Genomic DNA, 22,443 nt, shown 5'->3' with positions numbered 1-22,443 from the left:
CCGGATAAAGAGTGCGCAGCGCTGTCTAAACAGCGGAAATCCCTGTTTGCGCTTGACATTACTCGTTATAGCTTGTAGCTTAAGTCGTTTCTCTCATGGCTTAATCAGACAGCTTGGAGGCCGTTTACATGGATTACAAGGATACTCTCAATCTCCCCAGTACCAATTTCCCTATGAAGGGCAATCTTCCCCAGCGCGAGCCCGAGATGCTCAAGCACTGGAACGAGATCGACATAAACCAGAAGATCGAAGAGGCGGGAGCGAACCGCCCGCGTTACATTCTGCACGACGGTCCTCCGTACGCCAACGGTCACATTCATATCGGCCACGCGCTGAACAAGATTCTCAAGGACATCGTCCTCAAGAGCAAGCGTATGGAAGGCTTCGCCGCTCCTTACGTGCCGGGGTGGGATTGCCACGGCCTCCCCATCGAGTTGCAGGTCGAGAAGAACCTGGGCTCGAAGAAGCACGAGATCTCCAAGCTCGAGATGCGCAAGCTCTGCCGCGAGTACGCCGCCAAGTTCGTCGGCATCCAGCGCGAGGAGTTCGAGCGGCTCGGGATCTTCGGCGACTGGGACGAGCCCTACCTGACCATGAACGCGAGCTACGAAGGGGCAACCGCCCGCGAACTGGCGCGCTTCGCCGAGAACGGCGGTCTCTACAAGGGGAAGAAGCCGGTACACTGGTGTTCCTCCTGCGGCACGGCACTCGCCGAGGCAGAGGTCGAGTACGCCGACCACAAGTCCCCCTCCGTGTTCGTCAAGTTCGCCTTAAAGGAAGACCTGGGGAACGCGGTGCCCGCGCTTTCCGGCAAAAAGGCCTCCATGGTGATCTGGACCACCACCCCCTGGACCCTTCCCGCGAACCTCGCCATCGCGCTGCACCCGGAACTCGACTACGTGGCGCTTGCGCTTAACAGCGGTGACGTGGTCATCGTGGCCGACGGCCTGAAGGAGAGCTTCCTGAAGGAGATCGGCGCGGAAGGCGAGGTGCTGGCCAAGTTCCCCTCCAAGATCCTGGAGAAAAAGCTGGCCCGCCACCCGTTCTACGACCAGGACTCCATCATCCTGCTGGGTGAGCACGTTACTCTCGAAGCCGGTACCGGCTGCGTCCACACCGCGCCGGGCCACGGCCAGGAAGACTACGAACTCGGCCTGCAGGCGGGGCTCGACATCTACAACCCGGTCGACAACCGCGGCCGTTTCTACGAGAACATAGAGTTCTTCGCTGGCCAGTTTGTCTTCGACGCCAACAAGAACGTGATCGAGAAGCTGATCGAGGTCGGCGCGCTCCTGGGCTCCAAGGAGATTTCCCACTCCTACCCGCACTGCTGGCGCTGCAAGAAGCCGGTCATCTTCCGCGCTACCGAGCAGTGGTTCATCTCCATGGAGAAGAACGATCTGCGCGGCAAGGCGCTCTCCGAGATCAACAACGTGAACTGGATCCCGAAATGGGGCCGTGAGCGTATCTACGGCATGATCGAGAACCGTCCCGACTGGTGCGTTTCCCGCCAGCGCTCCTGGGGCGTCCCCATCGCCGCCTTCTACTGCAAGAGCTGCGGCAACGTGATGGCCGACGGCAAGGTCATGCACCACGTGGCGGACCTCTTCGCCGAGCACACCTCCGACATCTGGTACGACTGGGATGCCGCGAAATTCCTGCCGGAAGGGACCACCTGCCCCTCCTGCGGCAAGGACGAGTTCGAGAAGGAAGGCGATATCCTCGACGTCTGGTTCGACTCCGGCACCTCGCACGCCGCCGTCCTTGAGCTGCGCGAGAACCTGGGCTCCCCGGCCGACATGTACCTTGAAGGTAGCGACCAGCACCGCGGCTGGTTCCACTCCTCGCTGCTTGCGAGCGTCGGCACCCGCGGCCGCGCCCCCTACAAGAACGTACTCACCCACGGCTTCGTCATGGACGGCGCCGGTCGCAAGATGAGCAAGTCGGTGGGCAACGTCGTCGCCCCCGAGGACGTCATCAAGAAGTTCGGCGGCGACGTGCTCCGCCTCTGGGTGGCGGCACAGGACTACCGCGACGACCTGCGCATCTCCCAGGAGATCCTGACCCGTCTCTCCGAGAGCTACCGCCGCATCAGGAACACCTGCCGCTACATCCTGGGCAGCATCAACGACTTCAACCCGGAAACGGATTGCGTGGCGTACGTCGACATGCCGGAGCTCGATCGTTGGGCCATGCACCAGTTGGAGCTTCTGAAGGAGAAGGTGCTCGCCTCCTACAACGACAGCGAGTTCCACATCCTCTACCACGCGGTGAACGGCTTCTGCACCGTCGAGATGAGCGCCTTCTACCTCGACATCCTGAAGGACCGTGTCTACACCTCGAAGAAGGATTCGGTGGCAAGGAGAAGCGGCCAGACCGTGATGTACAAGGTGCTCGACGCCCTGGTGCGCATGGTGGCACCGGTGCTCTCCTTCACCGCCGAAGAGGTCTGGGCGGAGATGCCCGGCAATCGCGAGTCGAGCGTGCACCTGGCGCTCTTCCCGGCTCTCACCCCCGAGGTCAAGGACGATGCGCTTGCCGTCCGCTGGGAGAAGATCATCAAGATCCGCTCCGAGGTCTCCAAGGCGCTTGAGCTTGCCCGCGTGAAGAAGGTAATCGGGCATTCGCTCGACGCCGCCGTCTCGCTGAAGGCAAGCGGCGACACCGAGGCGTTCCTCAAGGAGTACGCGGCGCAGCTTCCCGAGATCTTCATCGTCTCGAAGGCTGAGCTTTGCGACGGGCTTTCCGGCGAGGTGTACCAGGCGGAGGGGATCGAAGGGCTCGAGGTGGCGGTTTCCGCCGCCCCCGGCGAGAAGTGCGAGCGCTGCTGGTGCTACAGCGAAGAGCTGGGCAAGGACGCCGAGCATGCGGCCATATGCCCGAAGTGCCTTGCGGCGGTGAAATAAATTGGGCGGGTGAGGGGGCTACTCCCTCACCCTGTCCCTCTTCCCACCTGCGGACTGAAGCCTTGGCGAAGGTCCGGAAGTCGAAGAGGGGATATCAGACCTAAAGGACCCTATGAAACTCAAATACATCATCCTCGCGGCGATCTCTGCGCTGGTGCTGGTGCTGGACCAGGTGAGCAAGGTCTACATCGACAAGTCCATGACCCTGCACAGCTCCTTCCCCGTCATCGAGGGGCTCTTCAACATCACCTATCTGCGCAACAAGGGGGCGGCCTTCGGCATACTCTCCTCGTCGGCCTACCGGCTTCCCTTCTTCCTGCTGGTGTCCACCGTTGCCGTCGTGGTCATCCTGGTGGCGGTCAGCAAGCTGCGCGAGGACCAGAAGCTGAACGTGGCCTCGTTGTCGCTCATCTTCTCCGGCGCGCTCGGCAACATGATCGACCGCGTCCGTCTGGGTGAGGTGATCGACTTCCTCGACGTGCACTGGAAGGGGCACCACTGGCCCGCCTTCAATATCGCCGATTCCGCCATCTGCGTCGGCGTTTTCATCCTTGCCATCGACATGCTCCTCGAGGAGCGCCGGGAAAAACAGAAGACGCCCCCCGCCAACTAACGCACACTCACTCCCTTCTAAGCGCAGCTGTCCGTAAATACATGCCTGACCACGAAGTACCATAGTCGGCCTTGCGTCCCCCCCTTTGCGAAGGGGGGATTTGCCTTGGTTGGTAAATGGCGGTCCAGGATCATATCGTTAGATTCGAGACAGACAGGGAGCTGGACGAGGCTGCGGTTTGAAGAGATAGTTTGATGTGTCGAGGAAAAGCAAATCCCCCCCGTCCCCCCTTCGCAAAGGGGGGAGCATGAAGGCTTCTTTTTCCAGAAAGAGGGGCTGAGTCGCTAGCTTCCCCTGAATTACTGCTGTACATTCCGCAGAGGGTGAGTGCACGGCTGTCATCGATGCCTCAACCTTCCTGCGGGTTCTCCTCCAGAAGCCTCGTGAACAGCTCCCTGATCTCGTTCGGCAGACGCTTTGCCTTCATCTCGGGACTGACACACGCAAGCGTCACCTTCGCCTCCACGAGCAGTTTTTCGTCATCCTTCCGAACCACCTGCTGCGCCACCGTGAAAGAGCTGTTCTTCAATACCGCGATCTGGGTGCGCACCACGAGCAGGTCGTCCAGTCGCGCCGGTGCACGGAAATTGGCGTCGATGTGCACCACGGGGAAGATGATCCCCTTGTCGTGCATCTCTCTCACCGAAAGCCCGTGCGTCCTGAGAAATTCGGTCCTCGCCCGCTCCATGTAGCTTATGTAATTGGAGTGATACACCACCCCGCCCGCATCGGTATCCTCATAATAGATCCTTACTTCCATGTTGCCTCCTAAAAAAAAAAGTCCCGATGAGGGGACGCGTTTCGTCAATGTCTAACGGTAGGTGCGATAATCATTCGCCCTGAATGCAACAACAGCAACGGTCCAGCCTGCCGTTCAGCACCTTGGCAGGTCGCGGCTTTATTGGGCGAATAATTATTCGCCCCTACGGGTCCGGCTGCGCCACTCCTTCGCCGCCTAAAATCCTGCCGTACACCTCGCGCACCGCCTCGGTGACCCGTTCGTAATCGGCCATGAGCGCTTGTCCCGGATTCTTGAGCATCGGATCGTAACCAAGGCGTCTCGCCAGTTTGTTCAGGTACTTGAGCGGTCCGCCCAGATCGTTCATCGAGTAGTCGTGGATGATCCTCAGCCGGTTCTCCAGGCGACGCAGGAAACGGTACCCCTCGGCAAGGGCCTGGTAATCCGGCTCGGAGAGAAGCCCTTGCATGCGCATCGCGTCCATCGCTTCAAGCGTGTTGGGACAGCGGATCTCACCGTGCTTGCAGCCGTATTTGAGCTGCATGAATTGGATGATGAACTCAACGTCCACCATGCCGCCGCGCCCGGTCTTGATGTTGTAGCTGCCGGTCGACTCCTTGGCGAGCTCGTTCTCCATGCGCATCCTGAGCCGGTGGATCTCCGCGCGCACCCCGTCGTCGGCGCTGGCACCGTAGACCGTCTGCTCGATGACCCGCTCGATGGCAGCCTTGAGACGCGGATCGCCGTAGGTCACCCGCGCCTTGGTGAGCGCCTGGCGCTCCCATATCTGCGCCTCGGTGGCATGGTAGCTCTGGAAGGACTCCAACGAGGTGACGAGAGGTCCTGCGTTGCCGGACGGGCGCAACCGCGTGTCGATCTTGTAGGCGTACCCCTCGCGGGTCTGCGTGGTGAGTACCAGGATGATCTTCTGCCCGAGTTTGGCGAAGTACTCGCGGTTGGTGATGCTCTTCTCGCCGTCGGTGAACCCCTGCCCGTCGTAGATATAGATGATATCGAGGTCGGAGTGGTAGTTGAGCTCGAAGCCCCCAAGTTTCCCCATGGCGACGATGGCGAAGGAGGCTTCATGCTTCGTGCCGTCCTCCTCGACCACCATCGGACGCCCGAAACGGGCGAGCTCTCCGGTCGCCATGCAGCAGGCGGCGGCGAGGGTCACGTCGGCAAGATCGGTCAGCTGCTGCGCCACTTCCGGCTGTTTCATCTTGCCGTAGATGTCGTTCATGCCGATGCGCAGGAACTCCTCGTGACGGTAGCTTCGCATGGCGTCCAACTGCTCCTCGAAACCGTCCGCCTGGGTGAGGAAGGTATCCAGCTCCTTCGCCATGGCGGCGCGTTCCTTTTGCAGGTAGGCGTACTCGTGCGAGGCCATGCTGTCGAGCAGTTCCGGGTGCCCGATGAAGATCTTCGAGAGGAACTCGGACATCCCGAAAAGCGAGGTGAGGAGCTTCAGGATGTCCCGGTTCTCGGCCAGCAGGGCGTAGATGGAAGACCTGGTCCGCTGCGAGGAGAGGAAACGCTCCAGATTGGTGAGGGCGAGGTCGGGGTCGGGAGCCGAGAAGACCTCCTGCAAAAAGAGGGGCGCGATCTTCTCCAGGGTGCGGCGCCCCTGTTCGGTGAGGTTCACCTTGGCCGGGCCGTCGCGCAGCACGAGGAGGTTCTCGTAGCCGGCGTCTGGGTGCTCGAAGCGGCGCTCTTCCAGCATGTCCTTGATGAGGTCGGGGTCGGCGTTGTGGTCGAAGAAGAAGTGTACCTCGGGGAGTACCTCCTCCTTGATCTTCTCGTCGCGCGACAGGAAGAGGTCGCCGTAGATGGCGGAGACGGCGCGACGGTGCCGCTCCAGCGTCTCGCTGAAACGCTGCTGCCCGTCCTTTCTGAGGTAGCCGCAGCGCCGCGCCAGGGCCGAGAGCTCCTCGTCCTTGCGGGGCAGGGCGTGGGTCTGGCGCTCCTGCACTACCTGGATGCGGTGCTCGACGGTGCGCAGGAAGCGGTAGGCGTCGGAGAGCGAGGCGCAATCGATCTCCTTGATGAGGCGTGCCTGGTACAGGGTCTTCAGGGCCTTGAGCGAGTTGCGCTCCCTCAACTGCGGGTTCTTCCCGGCGTAGACCAGTTGCAGGGCCTGGATGAAGAACTCGATCTCGCGGATGCCGCCGCGCCCGAGCTTGATGTTGACCTCACCCTCCTGCTTCCTGGCGAGCGAGGCGTCGATCTTCTTCTTCATCGCCATCATGTCCTCGATCAGGTTGTAATCGAGGTAGCGGCGGTAGACGAAGGGGGTGAGCGCGGCGAGCAGGCGCTCCCCGAGATCGATGGAACCGGCCACGGGACGCGCCTTCATCATGGCGGCGCGCTCCCACGACTGTCCCCAAGCCTCGTAGTAGACCTCGGCGGAGCGCATCGAGGTGGCGAGGTCTCCCCCCTTTCCGTCGGGTCTCAAACCCATGTCGACACGGAAGACGAAGCCGTCCTCGGTGACCTGGGAGATGGCGCGGCTCACCATCTCGGAGAGTTTCACGAAGAAGGCGTGCAGGGACAGCTTGTTCCTGAAGCCGCCGCGTCCGTCGGGGACGCCGGTGCATTCCCCCTTGTCGGACGAGTAGAAGTAGATGAGATCGATGTCCGAGGAGAAGTTGAGTTCCCGCCCGCCGAACTTCCCCATGCCGATGATGGTGAACTCCGCCGGCACCGGTCCGTCGGGCCCCTCTTCCATCGGGGTGCCGTGTTCGCGCACGAGCTCGCGGTAGGCGGTCTCGTAGGCGATCTGCAGCGCCGCGGCGGCAAGGGAGGAAAGTTCCGCGGTGACTTCCTCCAGCGGGGCGAGGCCGTTCAGGTCGCGGGCGGCGATGCGCAGCATCTCGGTGTACTTGAAACGGCGCAGGTGGGAGAAGATCTCGGCGTACCCGGTCCCTTCCGGGATGCGCTGGCGCAGGGCCTCCAGCATCTCCTCTTCGCTGCGCCGGATCATGATCTCGCGGTCCATGAAGAGGCGCTGCAGTGCCGAGGGGTCGCGGCAGATAATTGTGGTGAGGAAGGGGGAGGAACCGCAGATGTTCATGAGCTGCGCGGTGAGCGCGCGGCGTGAGCAGAGGTTGACGAGCATGTCACGCGGAACGATGGTGCTGATGCGCTCGAGGCCGTTCAGCGCCATGTCCGGCATGGGAGCGGCGAGCGAGGCGATGGCCACCTCGACCAGCCGCTCGCCCGGCAGCACTTCGGAAAGAAGCCTCAGGTTCTCGACCGTGCGTGCACCGTAGCTGAAGCCCCCCTGCTCCAGGAGATGGGGGAGGTCACCCTTGTCCGGCTGCGACAGGGCGGACAGCAGCAGTGCGGCGAGGTCGGAAAGGCGGCTCATAGTCCGACCAGTGCTCTCAGTTCCTTCTCGTAATCGCCGCGCACCACACCTTTTTCGGTGATGATGCCGGTGATGTAGCGGGCGGGGGTGACGTCGAAAGCGGGATTCCTGACCTTGACCCCTTCCGGCGCGATGGATACCCCCTGCACCTTGGTCACCTCTTCCGGGGCGCGCTCCTCGATGGGGATCTGGTCGCCGTTGGAAAGCTTCAGGTCAAGGGTGGAGATGGGGGCCGCCACGTAGAAGGGGATCCGGTTCTCCTTGGCGAGGACGGCGACGCTGTAGGTGCCGATCTTGTTTGCCGTGTCGCCGTTGGCGGCGATGCGGTCGGCGCCGACGACGCAGAAGTCGATCTGCCCGCTCTTCATGAGCCAGCCGGCCATGTTGTCCGAGATGAGGGTGACAGGAATGGAGTCCTTCATCAGCTCCCAGGCGGTGAGGCGCGCACCCTGGAGCCAGGGGCGGGTTTCGTCGGCGAAGACGCGGATGTTCTTGCCCGCCTCATGTGCGCCGCGGATCACGCCGAGCGCGGTACCGTAGCCCGCGGTGGCAAGCCCTCCGGCGTTGCAGTGGGTGAGAATGGAAGCCCCCTCCTTGACGAGGGCGGCGCCGTGGCGGCCGATCTCCTTGCAGATGGCGAGGTCCTCCGCCTCAATGCTGATCGCCTCGGCCTTCAGAAGCTCGCGGATCGAGTGCAGGTCCAGTTCCTTGTGCTGCAGCGCCACGCGCTTCATGCGCTCCAGTCCCCAGAAGAGGTTGACCGCGGTGGGGCGGGTGCGGCCTAACACGTCGCAGACGTTTTCGAGCTGGCGGTAGAAGGTGTCGAAGCCGTCGGCGATGATCTCGCGGGCGCCGAGGGCGACCCCCATGGCGGCTGCGATGCCGATGGCCGGGGCTCCACGAACCACCATGCCGCGGATCGCTTCGGCGACCCCCTGGAAGTCGGTGTACTCGTTGTAGACCTCCTCGGCGGGGAGCCTCGTCTGGTCTATCATGATCACCTTGTTGTCGCGCCACTCTATGGTTCTGAAGGACATCGTCCACCTCGTTTTAAAGCTTTAACGCAAAGACGCAAAGCCGCAGAGACGCAAAGGGTAAACCGGAAAACGGGTTTAAGGCCTTGACCCCGAATAGCTTTTCTCCGCGTCTTCGCGCCTTGGCGTCTTTGCGTTAATTGCCTTGTCTGGTCTTTATGCTTTCAGTTTCTTAAGCAGCAGCTCGTTCACCACCGCCGGGTTCGCCTTCCCTTTGGAGGCGCGCATCACCTGGCCTACGAAGAAGCCGAAGACAGTTTCCTTGCCGCCACGGTACTGCTCGACCTGGCCGGGGTTGTTGTTCAGCACCTCGTCGACCATCGCCTCGATGGCCCCGGTGTCGGAGACCTGCACCAGCCCCTTCTCCTCGACGATTCTCTCCGGCGCCTTGCCGGTCTTGTACATCTCGTCGAAGACGGTCTTCGCGATCTTGCCGGAGATGGTCCCCTTCTCCATGAGCTTTAAGAGGTCGGCGAGGAGCGCCGGAGTGACCGGGCAGTCGGTGATGGAGCGGTTGTTGTCGTCGTTCAGGGCGCGTGCCACCTCGCCCATGACCCAGTTGGAAACGATCTTAGCCTGCGGGAAGAGGGCGACGGTCTCCTCGTAGTACTGGGCGAGTTCGCGGCTCGATGCAAGCACCTCGGCGTCGTACTCGGGAAGCCCCAGTTCGGTGACGTAGCGGGCGCGCTTCGCCTCCGGAAGCTCGGGGAGCTCGGCGCGCACGTCCTCGATCCACTGGTCCGCGATCAGCACCGGGACGAGGTCCGGGTCCGGGAAGTAGCGGTAGTCGTGGGCCTCCTCTTTGCCGCGCATGGAGCGGGTGGTGCCGGTGTTCGGGTCGAAGAGGCGGGTCTCCTGGATCACCTTGCCGCCGTCGTCGAGGATCTCGGCCTGACGCTCGATCTCGTACTCGATCGCCTGCTTGATGAACTTGAAGGAGTTGATGTTCTTCAGTTCCGCGCGGGTGCCGAAGACGGTGGAGCCTACCGGCATGAGCGAGACGTTCGCGTCGCAGCGGAAGCTTCCCTCCTCGAGGTTGCCGTCGCAGATGCCGAGGTACATGACGATCTGGTGCAGCTTCTTGAGATACGCGATCGCCTCGTCCGGGGAGCGCATGTCCGGCTCGGAGACGATCTCGAGAAGCGGAGTGCAGGCGCGGTTCAGGTCGACGCAGGAATCGTCCCCCACCTCGGAGATGTCGGCGTGCACCAGCTTGCCGGCGTCCTCCTCCATGTGGATGCGGGTGATGCCGATCCGCTTCGTTTCCCCCTCCACCTCGATGTCGAGGTGCCCGTGCTGGCAGATGGGGAGGTCGAACTGGCTGATCTGGTACCCCTTGGGGAGGTCCGGGTAGAAGTAGTTCTTCCTGGCGAAGACGTTTCTCTGGGTGATGGAGCAGTTGGTGGCAAGCCCCGCGCGGATGGCGTATTCCACCACCTGCCGGTTCAGGACCGGAAGCGCGCCGGGGAAGCCTAAGCAAACCGGGCAGGTCTGGGAGTTCGGCTCAGAGCCGAACTTCGTAGAGCAGCCGCAGAAGATCTTGGTGTTGGTGGTGAGCTGGGTGTGTACCTCAAGCCCGATGACGACCTGATATTTCATAGTGGCTCCGAAAAGCTTTTTTAGATGTTAGAGCGGCGCCTTCTTCAGGTGCCACTGGGTCTCCTGCTCGAACGCGTACGCGGTGGAGAGGATGGTCGCTTCGCCGAACGGTTTTCCGATCAGCTGCAGCCCGATGGGCAGTCCCGCCGCACTGAAGCCGGCGGGGATGCTGATGCCGCAGGTCCCGGCCAGGTTCACCGGAATGGTGAAGATGTCGGAAAGGTACATCTGCAGCGGGTCGGCCAGCTTCTCGCCGATCTTGAAGGGCGGGGTCGGCGCGATCGGGGTTAGCAGCACGTCCACCTCGTTGAAGGCGTTCAGGAAGTCCTGCATGATCAGCGTCCTGACCTTCTGGGCCTTGACGTAGTAGGCGTCGTAGTAGCCGGAGGAAAGCGCGTACGTGCCGAGCATGATCCTGCGCTTCACCTCGGAGCCGAACCCTTCGGCGCGGGTCTTCGCGTACATCTCCTTCAGGCCCCGGATCTCATCGGCGCGGTGGCCGAAGCGGACGCCGTCGTAGCGGGCGAGGTTCGAGGATGCCTCGGCGGTGGCGATCAGGTAGTAGGTGGCGACGGCGTACTCGGTGTGCGGCAGGCTCACCTCGCGCAGCTCCGCGCCCAGGCTCTTGTAGAGGGCGATCGCCTCTTCCATGGCCCGCTTCACGTCCGGATCGAGTCCCTCGATGAAGTACTGCTTGGGCAGGCCGATCTTCAGCCCCTTGACGCCGGTCTTAAGCCCCGCGAGGTAATCCGGCACCGGGGTGTTGACCGAGGTGGAGTCCTTGGGATCGTAGCCGGCTATCGCACCCAGAAGGATGGCGGCATCGGTCACGTCGCGGGTGAGCGGGCCGACCTGGTCGAGCGAGGAGGCGTAGGCGATGACGCCGTAGCGGGAGACGCGGCCGTAGGTCGGCTTTACGCCGACGCAGGAGCAATGCGAGGCGGGCTGGCGGATGGAGCCGCCGGTGTCGGTGCCGAGCGTCGCGGTCGCGGTGCGCGCGGCGATGGCAGCGGCGGAGCCGCCGGAGGAGCCGCCCGGGGTGCACTCGAGGTTCCAGGGGTTCTTCACCGGGCCGAAGTAGGAGGACTCGTTGGAGCTCCCCATGGCGAATTCATCCTGGTTCAGCTTCCCAACGATGACCGCGCCCTGTTCCTTAAGCTTTGCGACCGCCGTGCCGTCGTAGGGGGGGACGAAGTTCTCCAGGATGCGGGAGCCGCAGGTGGTGCGGACCCCCTTGGTGATGAAGATGTCCTTGAGCCCCATCGGGATGCCGGTGAGAGGTGCGATGTCGCCCGCAGCGATGCGGCGGTCCGCGGCTTCCGCCTCGACGAGCGCCTGCTCCGGGGTCACCGTGATGTAGGCGTTCACCTGGCTATCCACCGCCTCGATGCGGTCCAGCATGGCGCGGGTGGCCTCCACCGAGGAGACCTCCTTCGCCTTAAGCTTGTCGTGCAGCTCGTGTATGGTAAGGTCGAAAATTTCCATTAAACACTCCAGTTTCTGAGATCGTCAGACCGGTCTGACTAGTCCGACCAGTCTGACTGGTCTGACAGCTATTCGATGACCTTCGGCACCCTGAAGAAGCTCTCGGCGCGCTGCGGCGCGTTGGCGAGGGCGTTCTCCACGCCGATCGAGCCGGTCGGCTCGTCGGCCCTGAAGGCGTTCTCCATGGGGACCGCGTGCGAGGTGGGAACGATGCCGTCGGTGTCCAGTGCGTTCAGCTTCTCGACGTAGGCGAGGATGCCGTCCATCTGGCCGGTGAAGGTATCCAGCTCCGCGTCGGTAAGCTCCAGTCGGGCGAGCCTTGCTACGTGCTCGACCTCTGCTCTTGTAATCTTCATGCCTGCTCCAAATACGCCCCGCGAAGGGCGTCTTCATGTTATTTAGCGTTCCCGGTTATTATCATGAACCACCTGAAAAGGCAACGTGCCTACTCCGGCAGCACGAGCCCCGCTTCTACGACATTGGAGGGGGCGCTCTCGACGGTGTCGGCGCCGACCTTGGCAACGCTCGTCACCGTGTAGCGGTAGGTCAACCCGAGCACCAGCTCCTGGTCCCGGTAGGTGGTACCGGCAAGCGGCTCCTTGTTGACCGGAGCGAGCGGCGCCGGTTCGTCCTTCTTGCTCTTGTAGATGTTGTAGCCGACGAAGGTTCCCTCCTCCGGGGGGAGGGCGACGTAGTTCAGCTCCACCTCGTTGGGAGAGCCGTGCGCCTCGAGCACCGGAGGAAGCGGGGGCGTGACCGCGGAGCGCCGCACCTTGTTGGAGTCCTTGCTCTGCGCCCCGTCCGTGCTGTAGGAACGCACCTTGTACTGGTAGGTCCGCCCCTTCTGCAGGTCGAAGTCGTCGTAGATCCAGAGCCCGCCGGCCCTACGCACTTTTTCGGGAAGCTCCAGGTCCACCTTGGCGAGCTGGCTGTAAGCGCCGGGGCACTCCTCGCAGTCCTCGCCGGGTGGGAGCACGTTACGCCGAAACAGGAGAAAGCCGGCCAGGTTCTCGAGCTTACCGCCCCCCTCCTGCTTGCCGGGACCGCTCCAGCTCACCTGGAGTTCGCCTCCCTTTTGCGCCACGGCGAGCGAGGCGATCGGTGCCGGGACCAGCGCCTCGGGGGGGACAAGCGGGCCTTTCTTGCCGCACCCGGCAAGGAGGACAAGCGACGCCGCAACTGCGACGGCGGGAAGGAGTCGACGCGATGCCGCCACGGCTAGCGTCCTTCCTTCGCCCGGGCGATCTCGGCCTTCACCCGCTCGAGCGCGGTGCCTCCGGTCGCCTTGCGCGCGTTGACCGATGCTTCGAGGGTGATGGCGCCGAAGATGTCGTCCTCGATGCGCCCGGAGAAGATCTGCCATTCAGCGAGGGAGAGTTCCGGGATATCCATCTCGTTCTCGATGCAGTAACGCACCGCCTTGCCAACGATCTCGTGCGCATCGCGGAACGGGATTCCCTTTCTTACCAGGTAGTCCGCCACGTCGGTCGCGGTAGAGAAGCCGGCAGCCGCCGCGACCTTCATACGGTCCGCGTTCACCTTCATCTCGCGCACCATGTCCGCGAAGATTTTCAGCGACCCTTTCACGGTGTCGATGGTGTCGAAGAGGGGCTCCTTGTCTTCCTGCATGTCCTTGTTGTATGCAAGCGGGAGCGACTTCATCAGCGTGAGCAGGGACATGAGGTTGCCGTAGACACGGCCGGTCTTGCCGCGCACGAGCTCCGGGACGTCCGGGTTTTTCTTCTGCGGCATGATGGAGGAGCCGGTGCAGAAGGAATCGGAGAGGTCAACGAACTTGAACTCGCTCGTGGACCAGAGGATGAGTTCCTCGGCGAAGCGGGAGAGGTGCATCATCAGGATCGAGGCGGCGGCGCAGAACTCGAGGGCGAAGTCGCGGTCGGAGACCGAGTCGAGGGAGTTTCTGCTCACCTCGGGGAACTCCAGAAGCTCCGCCACGTGTTCGCGGTCGATCGGGAAGGTGGTCCCGGCCAGGGCGCCCGCGCCGAGCGGCAGCACGTTGGTGCGCTTCAGGCAGTCTTCCATGCGCCCCTTGTCGCGCTTGAGCATCTCGTGGTAGGCCATCATGTGGTGCGAGAAGAGGATCGGCTGCGCGGTCTGCAGGTGGGTGAAGCCGGGCATGATAACGCCCAGGTTCTCTTCCGCCTGGTAGATGAGAGAGTCGATCAGGAGGTCGATGTAGGCAGAGATTTCCACCAGCTCGTCGCGCATGTAGAGGCGGATGTCGAGGGCCACCTGGTCGTTTCTGGAGCGGCCAGTGTGGAGCCTCTTGCCCGCGTCGCCGATCTTCTCGGAGAGGCGCGCCTCGATGTTCATGTGGATGTCTTCCAGGGAGACCGAGAAGTCGAAATCGCCCGCCTCGATTTTGTCCAGGATCTCCCTGAGGCCGTGCACGATTGCCTCGACGTCCGCAACCGGGATGATCCCCTGCTTGCCGAGCATGGTGGCGTGGGCGATGGAGCCGCGGATGTCCTGGTGGTACAGGCGCTTGTCGAAGTTGATGGAGGCGGTGAACTCTTCTACGAACTTGTCGGTGGGCTGGGTGAAACGTCCGCCCCACAGTTTGTCTTTGGACATGTCTTTCGGTCTCCTGCTGCTGATTTTTGTTGAACTGCAACTTCTTTAACGCAAAGACGCCAAGCCGCTAAGGCGCAAAGAAAAGGCTGTAGTGTCTTACCCTGTCACAGATTTTTACTTTGCGTCTCCGCGCCTCTGCGTCTTTGCGATGAAGCCTTTGCCTTTGAATCCGGTAAAACCTTAACGGCCTAACGCAAAGGCGCAAAGCCGCCAAGACGCTAGGAAAACCACAAACCGACAAAGGTTTTAACCCTTAAAGACTTTCTCTGCGTCTTCGCGCCTCTGCGTCTTTGCGTTGAACGCTTTTACAAAACCTGCCCCTCGCCGTCCCCCACCTTCACCCATCCTGCGTCGTCGGTCCAGCGCAGCACCGAGTGCACCTTCAGGGGGACCCGCGAGCTTCTCGGGTCGAGTTCGTGGTAGAGCGGCAGGTTGAAGTAGTAAAGCCTCGTTCCCGTGCCGAAGCGCAGGCGGCAGACCGGTGCGCCCTCGAAATCGTCGCTGGCGAACTCACGGTCCTGGAAGGGGGACATCTTGTGGCGCGCGCTGATCGCCACGAAGGAAACCCCGTAACAGCTCTGGCAACGCACCCCTTCGATCTCGCTCTCGTCCGAGCAGTTGCCGAAGACGGTCACCGTCTCGCGCACGCCGGGGGTGTCCTCCAGGAACTCGCCGTAAAAGCCGGAGAGCACCTCGCGGTAGGAGCGGTGCTCGGGCTTCGGGTTGCACTGGATCACGAAGAGGGCGTCGAGCGACTGCCTCATGGTGAAGAAGAGCCGGTCCGCGTGATCGATGATCTGCTTGATGTTGGAGGAGTAGAGGTCCCGGTAAAGGTAATCAAGGCAGATGACCGTCATGAAATTGAAGCAGGCCGGCTGGGCGCGGAACAGGTAGAAGTGCCGCCCCCGGTACAGGTCGTGGTCCTTGTCCAGGAACTCCTCGCCCCGGAAAGGGTGCGTCTTCGCCTCCAGAAAGACCCTGAGCCGCCCGTCACGCTCCTTGATGGCGATGCAGCACCAGTTGACCGGCATGCCCAGGATGTCGCCGGAGTCGATGTCGCGCTCCACGCAGTCAAGCGCCTCCTCGTTGTCCTCCCTGAATCGGGTGAGGAGCGCCCGGTACTGCTCCAGGCGGATCTGTTCAAGCCCGAACATGGTCACCGTGTTGGGGCGGAAGCGCTCTTCTATGACCCCCAGCAGATCGTCGAAGCGGGAGAGCGGCACCGATGTCTCGGGGAACAGCAGGAAGTGCAGCCGCTTCAGGTTTCCGGAGCCTTCGGCAACCAGGTCGAGGACGCTTTGCACCAGGCGCCACTGCTCCTCGGCGTCGACGAGCGTGAACAGGTGATCGCGGCGCTGCAACCGGTTCGGTATCTGCGCGATGAGACAGTGCAGGTGATGCCCGAGGGGGAAATCAAGCTGGACCTGTTTCTCGACGATCTTGACCATGAACGTATCCAATTGACGATGGCGATTTGACAATTGACAATGAAGTCCCGAAGACACTGCCAACTGCCAACGTGCGCGGTCTGGTTAACGCAATGACTGTCAAACCGCAGGGGGGCTTCCCCGTTGTCAATTGTCAATTATCAACTGTCAATTGGGTGCAAAGATTTTCGTAAGGATGAAGCGTGCGCCGGCGGGGATCTTGTACTGCTCCAGTTCGCCCGGCTCGACCCAGCGGGCCTCGGCCACTTCGTCCTTGTTGTGGTTCACGTCGCAGTAAAGCGGCGTGCACCGGTAATAGATGATGATGAAGTGGTAGTTGTCCTCTCCCGGCGTCACGTGTTCGAAGACGTCGATCAGGTCTCCCACTTCCACCTCGAGGCCGACCTCTTCCCAGACCTCGCGCTTGAGGGCCGCCACGATCGGTTCACCGAGGTCGATCTTGCCGCCGGGCATCACCCATTCCCCCTGGAAAGGGGGGACGTTCCTCTTGGTGAGGAGCACCCTGCCATCGCTGTCGATGATGACCGCGACCACCGAAGTGACGATGTGACTCGCCTTGAAACCGTTTTGCTCCATATACACGGATAGGGGCACGAGTGTCTCGTGCCCCTATGAGCCTCCAGATACTTCCCTTTACCTACTTCTTGTTGGCCAGCATCAGGGAGCGGATCCTTAGCCTGAGCGAGTTCAGCTTGATGAAGCCCTCGGCATCCGCCTGGTTGTAAACCTGGTCTTTCTCGAAGGTCGCGAAGTCGAGGTTGAAGAGGGAGTCGGACTCCGACTTCCTGCCCACAGTGCGCACGTGGCCCTTGTAGAGCTTGAGGCGTGCCACGCCGTTCACGGTCTTCTGCGAGTCATCGATCATGCACTGCATCATCTCGCGCTCCGGCGAGAACCAGTAGCCGTTGTAGATCATCTCGGCGTAGCGCGGGATCAGGGAATCCCTCAGGTGCATGACCTCGCGGTCCATGGTGATCTGCTCGACCGCCATGTGGGCTTCGCGCAGGATGGTGCCGCCCGGGGTCTCGTAGACGCCGCGGGACTTCATGCCGACCGAGCGGTTCTCGAGGAGGTCGACACGGCCGATGCCGTGCTCGCCGCCGATGGTGTTCAGGTGGGCCAAAAGCTCGGCCGGGGACATGCGCACGCCGTCGACGGCGACCGCGTTACCCTTCTCGAACTCGATCTCGATGTACTGCGGCTTGTTGGGGGCCTTCTCCGGCGACTTGGTGAGCACGTACATGTTCTCGGGCGGCTCCAGCCAGGTGTCTTCCAGGATGCCGCCCTCGAAGGAGATGTGCAGGAGGTTCCTGTCGGAAGACCAGGGACGCTTCTTGGTGATCGGGATCGGGATGTCGTTTCTCTTCGCGTAGTTGATCAGCGCCTGGCGGGAGTTGAGCTTCCACTCCCTCCACGGTGCAACCACGGTGATGGCCGGGTTGAAGTGATAGTAGGCAAGCTCGAAGCGCACCTGGTCGTTCCCTTTGCCGGTCGCGCCGTGGGAAACGGCGTCGCAACCCTCGATCTGCGCGATTTCCATCTGGCGCTTCGCGATGAGCGGGCGGGCGATGGAGGTGCCGAGCAGGTAGGAACCCTCGTAGATCGCGTTGGCGCGGAACATCGGGAACACGAAGTCGCGCACGAACTCCTCGCGCAGGTCGTCGATGTACACCTTGTCGGCGCCGGTCTTGAAGGCCTTCTCGCGTACCGGCTCGAGCTCGTCGCCCTGGCCGAGGTCTGCGGAGAACGTCACCACCTCGCAGCCGTACTCGTTCTTGAGCCACTTGAGGATGATGGAGGTGTCAAGCCCGCCCGAGTAGGCGAGGACGATCTTTTTCACTTCTTTCTTTGCCATGGGTTCTCCTTTGGTCGTTGATCGGCGGGCCGCCCCTTTCGGGGGTGCCGTCTGTTCTTATTTCATCAAGGTGGCCATGATGGCCTTTTGCACGTGCAGGCGGTTCTCGGCTTCATCCCAGACGACGGAGTTGGGGCCTTCGATCACGCCGTCGCTGATCTCCTCGCCGCGGTGCGCGGGGAGGCAGTGCAGCACGAGGGCGTCCTTCTTCGCGAGGGCGAGCAGCGCTTCGTCCAGTTGGTAGCCTGCGAAAGCCTTCTCGCGGATCTTCTGCTCCTCTTCCTGTCCCATGCTGGCCCATACGTCGGTGTTCAGTACGTCGGCGTCTTTCGCGGCCTCTTTGGGATCGCGGACGACCACGATCTTCGAGGTGCCGTTATTCTTCGCCCACTCGAGCACCTGCGGGTTCGGGTCATAGCCTTCCGGGCAGGCAAGCGTCAGGTCGAAGCCGAAGATGGCGGCCGCCTCGATCCAGGAGTTCGCCATGTTGTTGCCGTCGCCGATCCAGGCGAACTTGAGCCCGTCGTAGCTCCCCTTGTGCTCGATCACGGTGAAGACGTCTGCCATGATCTGGCAGGGGTGGTGCAAGTCGGTCAAGCCGTTGATGACCGGGATGGAGGCGTACTTGGCGAACTCCTCGACGGTCTCCTGGGCGAAGGTGCGGATCATGACGCCGTCGCAATAGCGTGCCATGACGCGGGCGGTGTCCTTGATCGGCTCGCCGCGACCCATCTGGGAGTCCTTGCTGGAGATGAAGAGCGGGTGCCCGCCCAGCTGGTACATGCCGACCTCGAAGGAGATCCTGGTGCGGGTCGAGGACTTCTCGAAGATCATGGCGAGCGACTTGCCCTTCAAGAGGTGGTGCTCGACGCCGCTCTTGGTCTTGGCTTTGAGGTCCTTGCAGAGGACGAACATGGCGTCCAGCTCGGCTTTGGTGAACTGGCTCAGGGCCAGGAAGTCTTTTTTCATGGTTTGCGGTTCTCGCTTCTTTGTTTTGATAGTGCCTGATTCGGGCACCTTGCAACGTCATTTCCCTCTTCCGCAAACTCTCCCTCTCCCGGAGGGGGAGGGTAGGGGAGGGGGACGGGGGCTGGCGAAATGGGCCCCCCCCCCCCCCCCCCCCCCCCNTGGGGGGGGGGCACGGGGGCTGGCGAAATCCCCCCTCCCTGCCTCCCCCCTCCAGGGGGAGGAGAGTGGACAGGAATAGGGAGAAATTGCAACTCTTTACAGCGCGGCCAGGATCTCGGTCAGCCCGGCGATCATCTCGTCCACTTCCTTCTTGCCGACGATGAGCGGCGGGACGAAGCGGAGCACCTTCTCCTGGGCGCAGTTCAAAAGCAGCCCGCGCGAGAGTGCGGTCTTCACGATGTCGCCGCCGGGAATGGTGAGCTCGACGCCGATCATGAGGCCGATGCCGCGCACATCTTTGATGAGGCTCGGAAACTTCTTGTGCAGCGCCTCCAGTTCGCCCATCAGGTACTCGCCCATCTCCTCGGTCCGGTTCAGGATCCCTTCCTCCTGGATGGCGCGGATCGTGGCGACTGCCGCGGCGGTCACGAGCGGGTTGCCGCCGAAGGTGGAGCCGTGGGTGCCCGGGGTGAAGGATTCGGCGAGCCGGTCGGTGGCGAGCATGGCGCCGATCGGGGCGCCGCCTGCCAGCGCCTTGGCGAGCGTCATGATGTCAGGGGTGATGCCGAAGTGTTCGTGGGCGAACATCTTGCCGGTACGCCCCATGCCGACCTGTACCTCGTCGAAGATGAGGATCAGGTTGTTCTCGTCGCAGATCTTGCGCACTTCCTGGAAGTAGGCTGCGTCGGGGACCACCACGCCGCCTTCGCCCTGGATCGGCTCCAGCATCACGGCGCAGGTGCAGGGGCCGATGGCCTCCCTGAGTGCCTGGGCGTCGTTGAAGGGGATGTGACGGAAGCCATGCAGGAGCGGATCGAAGAATTTCTGCACCTTCTCCTGGCCGGTGGCCGATACGGTCGCCATGGTGCGGCCGTGGAAGGAGGAGATGGCGGTGATGATCTCGTAGCGGTCGAGGCCGTACTTCTCGCGGCTGTACTTCCTGGCGAGCTTGATGGCCGCCTCGTTCGCCTCAGCGCCCGAGTTGCAGAAGAAGGCCTTGTTGGCGAAGGAGAGGTTGCAAAGGAGCTCGGCGAGCTCTATCTGGGTCGGGATGTTGTAGTAGTTGGAGCAGTGGATCAGCTCCGCGGCCTGTTTGGCGAGCGCCGCCGTCACCTTCGGGTGGCAGTGCCCCAGGTTGTTGACGGCCACCCCGGCCAGGAAGTCGAGGTAGCGTTTGCCGTCCGCGTCCCAGAGGTAGCACCCTTCGCCCTTCATCGGGACCAGCGGGTACCGGCCGTACGTCTTCATGATATATTTGTCGCCCTTCTCGATCCATGCGGCTGAATTCATAAAACCTCCTGAAACCCCGTTCAACGTTCAGCGTTCAACGTTCGATGGAAGACCTCCGTAAGAAGCGTCTCCACCTTGGCTGCGCCGTACCGGTTAAAGGCCATAGGCGCGGCAGTTGTTGAACATCGACTTTTGAATCTTGAACGGCAGTCCCGTGCCGTACCGGTCAGATGACCATCGGCACAACACTTGTTGAACGTCGAACGTTGAACGTTGAACGGCCGTTGAGGCGGTTAAGCCTGTATCTCCGTCCCTATTCCGACGTTGGTGAAGATCTCCAAAAGGATGGCGTGCTCGATCCGGCCGTCGACGATGTGGGCCTTCTTCACACCTGCGGCGAGCGCGTCGGTGCAGCAGGTGACCTTCGGGATCATGCCCCCGGTCACGGTGCCGTTTTCGATCAGCGCGGGGACGTCGGCAAGCGGGATGCTGGAAAGCAACTCCCCTTTCTTGTCCTTCACGCCGGAGACGTCGGTCAAAAGGATCAACTTCTCCGCCCCGAGCGCCGCGGCAACCTTGCCGGCCACCACGTCCGCGTTGATGTTGTAACTTTGCCCGTCGCGCCCCACACCTACCGGTGCGATCACCGGAATGAAACCACCCTTCTCCAATGCCTGCAAAATGGCGGGATTCACTTCGACGACATCGCCCACGAAGCCGATGTCGACCATCTCGACCCCGCCGCCTTCTCGTCGGATTTCCTGGAGCAGTTTTTCGCAAACAAGGAGGCTGCCGTCCTTGCCGGAAAGACCGGCGGCACGACCGCCGTGCTGGTTGATGTAGCCGACCACCTCGCGGTTTACCTGGCCGGTCAGCACCATCTCGACGACACCCATGGTCTCCGCGTCGGTCACACGCATCCCCTGGACGAACTCTGACACTATGCCGTAGCGCTTCAGTGTCTCGTTGATCTGGGGACCGCCGCCGTGCACTACCACGGTGTTGATGCCGATGTATTTGAGCAGGATTATGTCTAGGGCAAAAGACTTTCTGAGCTTCTCTTCTGCCATGGCGTGACCGCCATACTTGATGACGATGGTCTTTCCGGAAAAGCGTCTGATGTAGGGGAGCGCCTCCATGAGAGTGCTCGCCTTTTCTATGAGATGCTGCATAGGTGCCTCTTCCAGCGTTAATTAGTGCACAGAAAGACGTTAATATAGCAGATAGAGGGAAATAATCAACTTGAAACAGGGCTAAGACTGAAGGTTATCAGGGGCTTTGGCTGGCTGTGTTGGGAAGGGTGATCAGGACGCGGGTCCCCTGGTTCTCTTCGCTTTCGATGCTGATGCTGCCGCCGTGCATGCGAATGAACTCACGGGCGTAGAAGAGGCCGAGCCCGAAGCCGCGCACCTGGCCGGTCCGGTCGGCGTCGACCTGGTAGAACTTCTCGAAGAGCTTGGGGAGCTGGTCCTTGGAGATGCCGATGCCGTTGTCCTCGATGCTGATCTCGCACTGCCCCTCGGCGTTTCTCATGTTGACGCATACCACGCCGTCTTCTCTGGAAAACTTGATGGCATTGTCGATCACCTGGCGCAGGGCGAAGCTGATCTTGTCGCGGTCCAGCATAAGTTCCGGGATCGTCTGCTGCGTGATGTGCGTCGTAACACCGGGGCGGGCGGCGATGATGTGGGCCTCGCTCAGGATCTTAGGGAGGAGCAGGTTCAGGGTACACGGCTCCAGGTGCAGCCCGCCGCCGCTGTCCATGACCGAGGAGAAGGTGAGGAGGTCGGTGACGAGGTTTCCCAGGTAGCAAGCCTCGTTGTAGATTAGCTTGATGTGTTCCTTAGCGCCGTCGTCGGAGGGATCGATGATGCCCGCGGCCAAGTTCTGCAGGAAAAGCGAGATCGAGGTGATCGGCGTGCGGAACTTGTGGGAGATGAGCGAGAGAAAGACCGTCTTAAAGCGGTCGAGGTTTCTCAGGTTGGCGATCTCTTCCTTGAGCGCCTTCTTGACGAGGGCCTTCTCGATGGCGCTTTTGAGCTGCAGGAGGTTGAGCGGCTTGGTGATGAAGTCGTCCGCGTCCGCCTTGAGCGCCTTCAGGATGAGGTCTTTATCGGCGAAGCCGGTCATGATGATCACCACCATGGTCGGCTCGCGCTCCTTGAGTTTCTTCAGCAGTTCGATGCCGTCCAGCCTCGGCATCATCACGTCGGTCAGGATCACGTCGATGCCGCCGCGCAGGAAGATCTCGTAAGCCTCCTGGCCGTCCGCCGCCTCTACGATGTCGTAGCCGTTCAGGACCCTCTTGCACAGGTCGCGGATCACCGCTTCATCGTCCACGAGGAGAACGGTTTTCCTTTCCTGAACGGTTTCGAGACTTTGGTTGGAGGTGAGTTCGAGCATCGGCATGTCCCGGTTTTACTGGATTTATCGACCTGCGTGCG

Annotated in this window: 16 protein-coding genes and 1 pseudogene; 2 read left to right on the top strand and 15 right to left on the bottom strand. The window is 61.9% G+C overall.

The window, feature by feature from the left end; all coding sequences use genetic code 11:
• Nucleotides 1–128 precede the first annotated feature (128 nt).
• Both ileS and lspA read left to right on the top strand, forming a co-directional pair.
• Nucleotides 129–2,906 (top strand): isoleucine--tRNA ligase, encoded by a 2,778-nt coding sequence (gene ileS, locus E8K79_RS11860; RefSeq protein WP_136514928.1) that lies wholly within the window; start codon nt 129–131, stop codon nt 2,904–2,906.
• 112 nt (nt 2,907–3,018) lie between these two features.
• Nucleotides 3,019–3,519, top strand: a complete 501-nt coding sequence (gene lspA, locus E8K79_RS11855) for a signal peptidase II (protein ID WP_136514927.1) — start codon at nt 3,019–3,021, stop codon at nt 3,517–3,519.
• A gap of 349 nt (nt 3,520–3,868) precedes the next feature.
• On the opposite strand, the gene ybgC is transcribed toward lspA, so the two are convergent.
• The 15 genes and pseudogenes from ybgC to E8K79_RS11780 all read right to left on the bottom strand — a co-directional run bounded on the left by ybgC (nt 3,869) and on the right by E8K79_RS11780 (nt 22,402).
• On the bottom strand, nt 3,869–4,279 hold the full coding sequence (gene ybgC / locus E8K79_RS11850) for a tol-pal system-associated acyl-CoA thioesterase (protein ID WP_136514926.1): 411 nt from the start codon (nt 4,277–4,279) through the stop codon (nt 3,869–3,871).
• A 163-nt stretch (nt 4,280–4,442) separates the two neighbouring features.
• Nucleotides 4,443–7,625 carry a bifunctional [glutamate--ammonia ligase]-adenylyl-L-tyrosine phosphorylase/[glutamate--ammonia-ligase] adenylyltransferase gene (gene glnE / locus E8K79_RS11845; RefSeq protein ID WP_136514925.1) on the bottom strand — a complete coding sequence of 1,061 codons (3,183 nt, stop codon included), beginning with the start codon at nt 7,623–7,625 and terminating at the stop codon, nt 4,443–4,445.
• Nucleotides 7,622–8,662: an S-methyl-5-thioribose-1-phosphate isomerase gene (gene mtnA, locus E8K79_RS11840; RefSeq protein WP_135869339.1), complete on the bottom strand. Its 1,041-nt coding sequence runs from the start codon at nt 8,660–8,662 to the stop codon at nt 7,622–7,624. The genes glnE and mtnA overlap by 4 nt, the downstream gene beginning before the upstream one ends.
• A gap of 153 nt (nt 8,663–8,815) precedes the next feature.
• Nucleotides 8,816–10,261, bottom strand: a pseudogene (gatB, locus tag E8K79_RS11835) (Asp-tRNA(Asn)/Glu-tRNA(Gln) amidotransferase subunit GatB); the annotation flags it as partial.
• A 24-nt stretch (nt 10,262–10,285) separates the two neighbouring features.
• Nucleotides 10,286–11,743 (bottom strand): Asp-tRNA(Asn)/Glu-tRNA(Gln) amidotransferase subunit GatA, encoded by a 1,458-nt coding sequence (gatA, locus tag E8K79_RS11830; RefSeq protein WP_136514923.1) that lies wholly within the window; start codon nt 11,741–11,743, stop codon nt 10,286–10,288.
• A 68-nt stretch (nt 11,744–11,811) separates the two neighbouring features.
• On the bottom strand, nt 11,812–12,099 hold the full coding sequence (gatC, locus tag E8K79_RS11825; protein ID WP_136514922.1) for an Asp-tRNA(Asn)/Glu-tRNA(Gln) amidotransferase subunit GatC: 288 nt from the start codon (nt 12,097–12,099) through the stop codon (nt 11,812–11,814).
• Nucleotides 12,100–12,188: 89 nt separating this feature from the next.
• A complete protein-coding gene (gene lptM / locus E8K79_RS11820) occupies nt 12,189–12,959 on the bottom strand; it encodes an LPS translocon maturation chaperone LptM (protein ID WP_136514921.1) in 771 nt (256 codons plus the stop codon).
• 2 nt (nt 12,960–12,961) lie between these two features.
• A complete protein-coding gene (gene argH, locus E8K79_RS11815; protein WP_136514920.1) occupies nt 12,962–14,338 on the bottom strand; it encodes an argininosuccinate lyase in 1,377 nt (458 codons plus the stop codon).
• A gap of 305 nt (nt 14,339–14,643) precedes the next feature.
• Complete coding sequence (locus tag E8K79_RS11810; RefSeq protein WP_136514919.1) at nt 14,644–15,786, bottom strand: hypothetical protein; 1,143 nt, start codon at nt 15,784–15,786, stop codon at nt 14,644–14,646.
• Nucleotides 15,787–15,933: 147 nt separating this feature from the next.
• Nucleotides 15,934–16,362 carry an NUDIX domain-containing protein gene (locus tag E8K79_RS11805; RefSeq protein ID WP_136514918.1) on the bottom strand — a complete coding sequence of 143 codons (429 nt, stop codon included), beginning with the start codon at nt 16,360–16,362 and terminating at the stop codon, nt 15,934–15,936.
• A gap of 61 nt (nt 16,363–16,423) precedes the next feature.
• The gene (locus E8K79_RS11800) at nt 16,424–17,641 is read right to left on the bottom strand and encodes an argininosuccinate synthase (protein ID WP_135869346.1); all 1,218 of its coding nucleotides are present in this window, start codon (nt 17,639–17,641) and stop codon (nt 16,424–16,426) included.
• A 57-nt stretch (nt 17,642–17,698) separates the two neighbouring features.
• Complete coding sequence (gene argF / locus E8K79_RS11795) at nt 17,699–18,610, bottom strand: ornithine carbamoyltransferase (RefSeq protein ID WP_136514917.1); 912 nt, start codon at nt 18,608–18,610, stop codon at nt 17,699–17,701.
• Nucleotides 18,611–18,865: 255 nt separating this feature from the next.
• Complete coding sequence (locus tag E8K79_RS11790; protein WP_135869348.1) at nt 18,866–20,059, bottom strand: acetylornithine transaminase; 1,194 nt, start codon at nt 20,057–20,059, stop codon at nt 18,866–18,868.
• Between the two features lie 233 nt (nt 20,060–20,292).
• Nucleotides 20,293–21,171 (bottom strand): acetylglutamate kinase, encoded by an 879-nt coding sequence (gene argB, locus E8K79_RS11785; RefSeq protein ID WP_136514916.1) that lies wholly within the window; start codon nt 21,169–21,171, stop codon nt 20,293–20,295.
• 97 nt (nt 21,172–21,268) lie between these two features.
• A complete protein-coding gene (locus tag E8K79_RS11780; RefSeq protein ID WP_136515544.1) occupies nt 21,269–22,402 on the bottom strand; it encodes a hybrid sensor histidine kinase/response regulator in 1,134 nt (377 codons plus the stop codon).
• Between the last annotated feature and the right edge of the window lie 41 nt (nt 22,403–22,443).

It is taken from the genome of Geomonas edaphica (assembly GCF_004917075.1).
In the GTDB taxonomy this organism is placed as follows: Bacteria; Desulfobacterota; Desulfuromonadia; order Geobacterales; family Geobacteraceae; genus Geomonas; species Geomonas edaphica.
Note: the sequence above shows the minus strand (reverse complement) of the source record. Positions and strands in the feature narration are given on the sequence as shown.

Coding starts and splice junctions, on each gene's coding strand:
- ileS (WP_136514928.1), top strand. CDS start 129: ATGGATTACAAGGATACTCTCAATCTCCCCAGTACCAATTTCCCTATG.
- lspA (WP_136514927.1), top strand. CDS start 3,019: ATGAAACTCAAATACATCATCCTCGCGGCGATCTCTGCGCTGGTGCTG.
- E8K79_RS11780 (WP_136515544.1), bottom strand. CDS start 22,402: ATGCTCGAACTCACCTCCAACCAAAGTCTCGAAACCGTTCAGGAAAGG.
- E8K79_RS11800 (WP_135869346.1), bottom strand. CDS start 17,641: ATGGCAAAGAAAGAAGTGAAAAAGATCGTCCTCGCCTACTCGGGCGGG.
- ybgC (WP_136514926.1), bottom strand. CDS start 4,279: ATGGAAGTAAGGATCTATTATGAGGATACCGATGCGGGCGGGGTGGTG.
- E8K79_RS11790 (WP_135869348.1), bottom strand. CDS start 20,059: ATGAATTCAGCCGCATGGATCGAGAAGGGCGACAAATATATCATGAAG.
- E8K79_RS11810 (WP_136514919.1), bottom strand. CDS start 15,786: ATGGTCAAGATCGTCGAGAAACAGGTCCAGCTTGATTTCCCCCTCGGG.
- argB (WP_136514916.1), bottom strand. CDS start 21,171: ATGCAGCATCTCATAGAAAAGGCGAGCACTCTCATGGAGGCGCTCCCC.
- E8K79_RS11805 (WP_136514918.1), bottom strand. CDS start 16,362: ATGGAGCAAAACGGTTTCAAGGCGAGTCACATCGTCACTTCGGTGGTC.
- gatC (WP_136514922.1), bottom strand. CDS start 12,099: ATGAAGATTACAAGAGCAGAGGTCGAGCACGTAGCAAGGCTCGCCCGA.
- argH (WP_136514920.1), bottom strand. CDS start 14,338: ATGTCCAAAGACAAACTGTGGGGCGGACGTTTCACCCAGCCCACCGAC.
- gatA (WP_136514923.1), bottom strand. CDS start 11,743: ATGGAAATTTTCGACCTTACCATACACGAGCTGCACGACAAGCTTAAG.
- argF (WP_136514917.1), bottom strand. CDS start 18,610: ATGAAAAAAGACTTCCTGGCCCTGAGCCAGTTCACCAAAGCCGAGCTG.
- glnE (WP_136514925.1), bottom strand. CDS start 7,625: ATGAGCCGCCTTTCCGACCTCGCCGCACTGCTGCTGTCCGCCCTGTCG.
- mtnA (WP_135869339.1), bottom strand. CDS start 8,662: ATGTCCTTCAGAACCATAGAGTGGCGCGACAACAAGGTGATCATGATA.